The 4,858-nt window shown below is 62.6% G+C and carries 4 protein-coding genes; 3 read left to right on the forward strand and 1 reads right to left on the reverse strand.

Translation table 11 applies throughout. From position 1 onward, the window contains the following. Nucleotides 1-616 precede the first annotated feature (616 nt). Complete coding sequence (gene senA / locus Q8K05_RS16930) at nt 617-1,837, reverse strand: selenoneine synthase SenA (RefSeq protein WP_305247784.1); 1,221 nt, start codon at nt 1,835-1,837, stop codon at nt 617-619. A gap of 37 nt (nt 1,838-1,874) precedes the next feature. Between senA and senB the strand changes: the two genes are divergently transcribed. The 3 genes from senB (at nt 1,875) to Q8K05_RS16945 (ending at nt 4,796) form a co-directional block, all read left to right on the forward strand. Further along, nucleotides 1,875-2,897: a selenoneine biosynthesis selenosugar synthase SenB gene (gene senB, locus Q8K05_RS16935; protein WP_305247780.1), complete on the forward strand. Its 1,023-nt coding sequence runs from the start codon at nt 1,875-1,877 to the stop codon at nt 2,895-2,897. Next, a complete protein-coding gene (gene selD, locus Q8K05_RS16940) occupies nt 2,897-3,979 on the forward strand; it encodes a selenide, water dikinase SelD (protein ID WP_305247782.1) in 1,083 nt (360 codons plus the stop codon). The genes senB and selD overlap by 1 nt, the downstream gene beginning before the upstream one ends. Nucleotides 3,980-4,193: 214 nt before the next feature. Continuing rightward, complete coding sequence (locus tag Q8K05_RS16945) at nt 4,194-4,796, forward strand: TRAP transporter small permease subunit (protein WP_305247783.1); 603 nt, start codon at nt 4,194-4,196, stop codon at nt 4,794-4,796. Nucleotides 4,797-4,858 lie beyond the last annotated feature (62 nt).

Genomic DNA, 4,858 nt, shown 5'->3' on the forward strand with positions numbered 1-4,858 from the left:
GGAGTCGCCCGGCATGCGACTCACTTTCTTTGCTTCGCCAAAGAAAGTAAGCAAAGAAAGGCGACCCTACTGTCTGCGACCCTTCGCTGCGCTACGGGCACCTTGCGGTGCTCGCTTCAGGCGGGGTCCGCGCAAACTCGCTGCGCTCAAACAGCGCGCGGCCCTGATCCGCCTGAAGCTCCGCTCCTCAGCGCAGACAGAAGGGGCTGGGCCGGGGAAAAGAAAAAATACCAACAGCCAACAGCCAAATACGCAGAACGCGCTCGGCGCGTTCTGCCCCCGGCTCCGCTTCCGATCCCAATCCCAAAACCCGTCCTGGCTGGGCCTGTGATGCCCCGGGAAAGCGGGATCAGGGCGAGCGATTGTCTGAGCGCAACGCAGTGAAGCGAGTTCGAGCTCGACCCCCGCTTTGCCGGGGCAGCACAGGTTGCCCGAAGCGCAGCGTAGGGACCCAGACTGCGGGTCGCCTTTTCTTGGGGTACTTTCTTTTGGCGAAGCAAAAGTAAAGTGCCTCGCCCGCCGGGCGAGACCGGCCAGCCCAACCCAGAAAAGCCAACCCACTACGAATCAAACAAGGCTTCAGTCAATACAAAACAAGCACAAGAAGCCAGAAGACTCACACCGTACAAGACCTGAACCCGCAAAAAATATCATCCCGACCGGGCAAATAAAAATTGCGATATTTAGGATGCTTCATCCGCGCCCGCGTGGCAAAAGACGCACCACGCAACACCTTGTGTGTCCCAAACCACGGCTCGGAATAAGCCTGATAAGGGTCGGGCGCAAAACCCGGATAGGGCCGGAACGTCGTGCCCATCCACTCCCAGACATCGCCCCATCGAAAACCCCGGCGCGCCGCCGTGTGCGCCGCCACTTCCCACTCGACCTCGGCCGGTAGCCGGCGCCCGGCCCAGCGGCACCAGGCGTCCGCTTCCCACCAGGTCATGTGCATCGCGGGCTGGCTGCCTTGCATGCGCATGGGCTGGCCAAAGCGGGTTTGCACAACGGCGCCGCTGCCCACGCCAATCTGCTCCACGTAGCGCGGCCCGCGCCGGCCCTCGCCCGCTGCCTGGCTTTGCAGCCACTGCCAGCCTTCGGGCTGCCACAGTTCCTGCCGGTCATAGCCGCCATCGGCCACGAACTCCACATACTGCGCCCACGTCACGGGCTGGGCGTCTATTTCAAACTCGGGAACGCTGATGGCGTGCGCCACTTTTTCATTGTCAAAGGCAAAGCCGGTCCCGGCGGCACTGCCCAACTGCCAGGTGGTGGCCGGAACCAGCAGCGGCTCGCGCACTGTAAGGGGCGGCGGCGTGAACGCCGCCTGCAAGGGCTTGTCCAGCGGCAAGCCCAGTGTCTGCGCCATGTACGCGAAGGCTTCGCCGTGCATGTCTTCATGAAACAGGCACAGGCGGTAAAAGTAAAGGGCGTCATCGTCGTCGCCGGCTTTTTCGAGCAGCTCCAGCGTGCTTTCCAGCGTGTCGAGCAAGTAGGCGCGGCAGCTGTCCACATCCGGCAAGTCCAGCGTCCAGCGCGTGTCGTGGGCGACCTGGCCTGAATCCCACCAGCGGTCTGCATGCGGGGCGATAGAAGCCAGCCGGGACTGCAGCGGGTCACAGCGCGCACCCCGCGCCCGCTGCAGGTTGCGGCCAATCCAGCGCTCCTGAAACCAGGCCACATGGCCCAGCTCCCACAGCGGCGGATTGAGCGTGGCGAGCAGGGGCACCGCAAACCGGCTAGACTCCAGCGCCCGCTGGTACTGGCCAAAAAGGTGCAGCGTATGATTGCGCGCATCTATCAACGCCAGCGAAAGCGGCTCATGGCCGGCCTTGCGCATCAGCGGCGAATCAATCAAACCGGGTGATGCATTGGATATGGGATCAGAAGCCACAACTATAGTCCTGGTAAGCCCGGCGTTGCGGGAGGCCAACAACGGCAACTGGCACACCGCCCACCGCTGGGCACAATTTTTGTCAGGTCATTGTGACATTGCGCTGATGCGGCAATGGCCCGCACCGGCCGATGAACCTATGCGCCACGGCCCGGCGCAGGCCATGGTGGCGCTGCACGCCCGCCGCTCGGCCGCGTCCATCCGGGCCTGGGCCCAGGCCTTCCCCGACAAACCCCTCATCGTGGTGCTGACCGGCACTGACCTGTACCGCGACATCCACACCGATCAGGACGCACAGCAGTCGCTGGCGCTGGCCACGCATCTGGTGGTGCTGCAGGACGCCGGACTGGCGGCGTTGCCCGAAGCCTGGCGCAGCAAGGCGCGGGTCATTTACCAGTCAGCCCCTGCGTTGAAGCCCGCCCGCAAGTCCAGCCGCCGTTTGGGCGTGCTGATGGTTGGCCATCTGCGTGACGAAAAAGACCCGCTGACGTTCATGCGCGCGGCAAGCCGCGACTTTGAGGCCGGCATACATTTTGAGCAGATCGGCCTGGCGCTTGAGCCGGGTTCAGCAGAGGCAGCCCAAGCCACGACGCAGCGCAGCCCGCGTTACCGCTGGCTCGGTGGCCTGCCCCGTGCGGCCACGCGCCAGCGCATCAAGCGCGCGCATGTGCTGGTGAACTGCTCGCGCATGGAAGGCGGCGCCCATGTCATTCTGGAAGCGGTGCAGTCGGGCACGCCGGTGCTGGCGTCGCGCATCAGCGGCAACCTCGGCATGCTGGGGACCGACTATGCGGGCTACTTTGGGCCGGGCGACGACGCTCAGCTGGCGGCGCTGGTGCGGCGCTGCGCGGCTGAGCCGGAATTTTTGCGCCTGCTGCAGCGGCAATGCAGCGAACGCGCCTACCTGTTTGCGCCGCAAGAAGAAAAGCGCCTTGTCATAAACTTGTTGAATTCCTCACTGAACGGCGACCTGGTCGCCACTGCAACGCCTTTGAAAGCTTCCTGATGACCACCCCTGACGCCCCGACAACGTCCGCGAAACCCCTTACCCCCCGATTAACCAGCCTGTCCCATGGCGGCGGCTGCGGCTGCAAGATTGCCCCGGGCGTGTTGAGCGAGATCCTCAAGAACTCCAGCAATTTGCCGGGCCTGAACTTGCCGCCGCAATTGTTGGTGGGCATTGAAACCGCCGACGACGCGGCGGTCTACCAGCTCAATGACGAGCAGGCGCAGATCGCCACTACCGACTTTTTCATGCCCATCGTCGATGACCCGTATGACTTTGGCCGCATCGCCGCCACCAACGCCATCAGCGACGTGTATGCCATGGGCGGCACCCCCATCATGGCGCTTGGGCTGGTGGGCATGCCGATCAACGTGCTGCCGCTGGAGACCATAGGCGCGATTTTGCGCGGCGGCCAGGACGTGTGCCGCGATGCCGGCATTCCGATTGCCGGCGGCCACACGATTGACTCGGTAGAACCCATTTACGGGCTGGTCGTACTCGGCCTGATCCACCCCTCGCGCGTCAAGAAAAACTCGGGCGCCCGGGCCGGTGACGTGCTGGTGCTGGGCAAACCGCTGGGCGTCGGCATCATGTCGGCGGCACTCAAAAAAGATGCCTTGAGCGCCGAAGGCTATGCCCGCATGGTCGCCCTCACCACGCAACTCAACAAGCCCGGCATTGCGCTGGCCCAGCTTGAAGGCGTGCACGCGCTGACCGACATCACCGGCTTTGGCCTGGCGGGCCACACACTGGAGCTGGCGCGCGGCGCGGGCCTGCAGATCCGGCTCGACTGGGCCCGCATGCCGCTGGTGGACGGTGTACGCGCGCTCGCGGCGCAAGGCTGCATCACCGGGGCGTCGGGCCGCAACTGGGCCAGCTATGGCCATGAGATCAGTTTGCCCGCCGATTTTCCGGCGGTGGACCAGGCTCTGCTCAGCGACCCGCAAACCTCAGGCGGCTTGCTGGTGTCGTGCAGCGCGGACAGCGCGGCCGACGTGCTGGCGATTTTTCACGCACAAGGCTTTACCGAGGCCGCCGTGATTGGCGAAGTCACTACGGGCCGCGGCGTCAGCGTTTACTGAAGAAGCTCCGTACCAGCTGGCGCCAGCGCACGACTTTTCCCGGGGGCCCGGCTAGCGGCAAGTCGATCGCGGGCTAAACCCGTCACAAAGCTGGTCGCTGACCCTCTATAGTTTTTTCATACAATCCCCCTCACGCAAACTTTCGTCCGGGCCGACTCATTCACGTCATCCGGGCGATTTTTTATGCGTCCGCTCTTTATCGTGGAAACAAAAAATGCGCGCTTTACTTAAATTCTCAAATACCGTGGACGGGTTGAACACCGTGATCGGAAAAATTACGATGTGGCTGATTCTGGCCACCACGCTCATCAGCGCTGGCAACGCGCTGGTGCGCAAAATTTTCAATGTCAGCTCCAACGGCCTGCTGGAAGTTCAGTGGTATTTGTTTGCAGCGGTGTTCTTGCTGGGTGCGGGCTACGGTTTTCTGAAAAACTCGCATGTGCGCATCGACTTCATTTCGACCAAGCTCAGCGACCGCACGCGCAACTGGATCGACGTTATCGGCATTGTGCTGGTGCTGGTGCCCTTCTGCCTGATCATGATTGGCCTGGGCTGGCCCTTCTTTCTGCAGGCGCTCAACAGCGGAGAAATGTCACAAAACGCAGGCGGTCTGATTCGCTGGCCCGCCTACGCCATGATTCCTTTCGGTTTTGCACTGCTGCTGCTGCAGGCACTGTCAGAGCTGATAAAACGGGTCGCGTTCCTGACCGGCAACGGGCCCGACGTGCTCAGCAGCGAAGAGACCAAATCTGACGAGCAAAAGCACCTCGAAGAGCTTGAAGCCAAAACAGCACGCCTGCTGGCCGGAGACAAATAAATGGAAACGACTTTTTTGGCACAGCAATTTGTGCCGCTCATGTTCTGTGGGCTGTTTTTGCT

Source organism: Polaromonas sp. (assembly GCF_030682935.1).
Classification (GTDB): domain Bacteria; phylum Pseudomonadota; class Gammaproteobacteria; order Burkholderiales; family Burkholderiaceae_C; genus Polaromonas.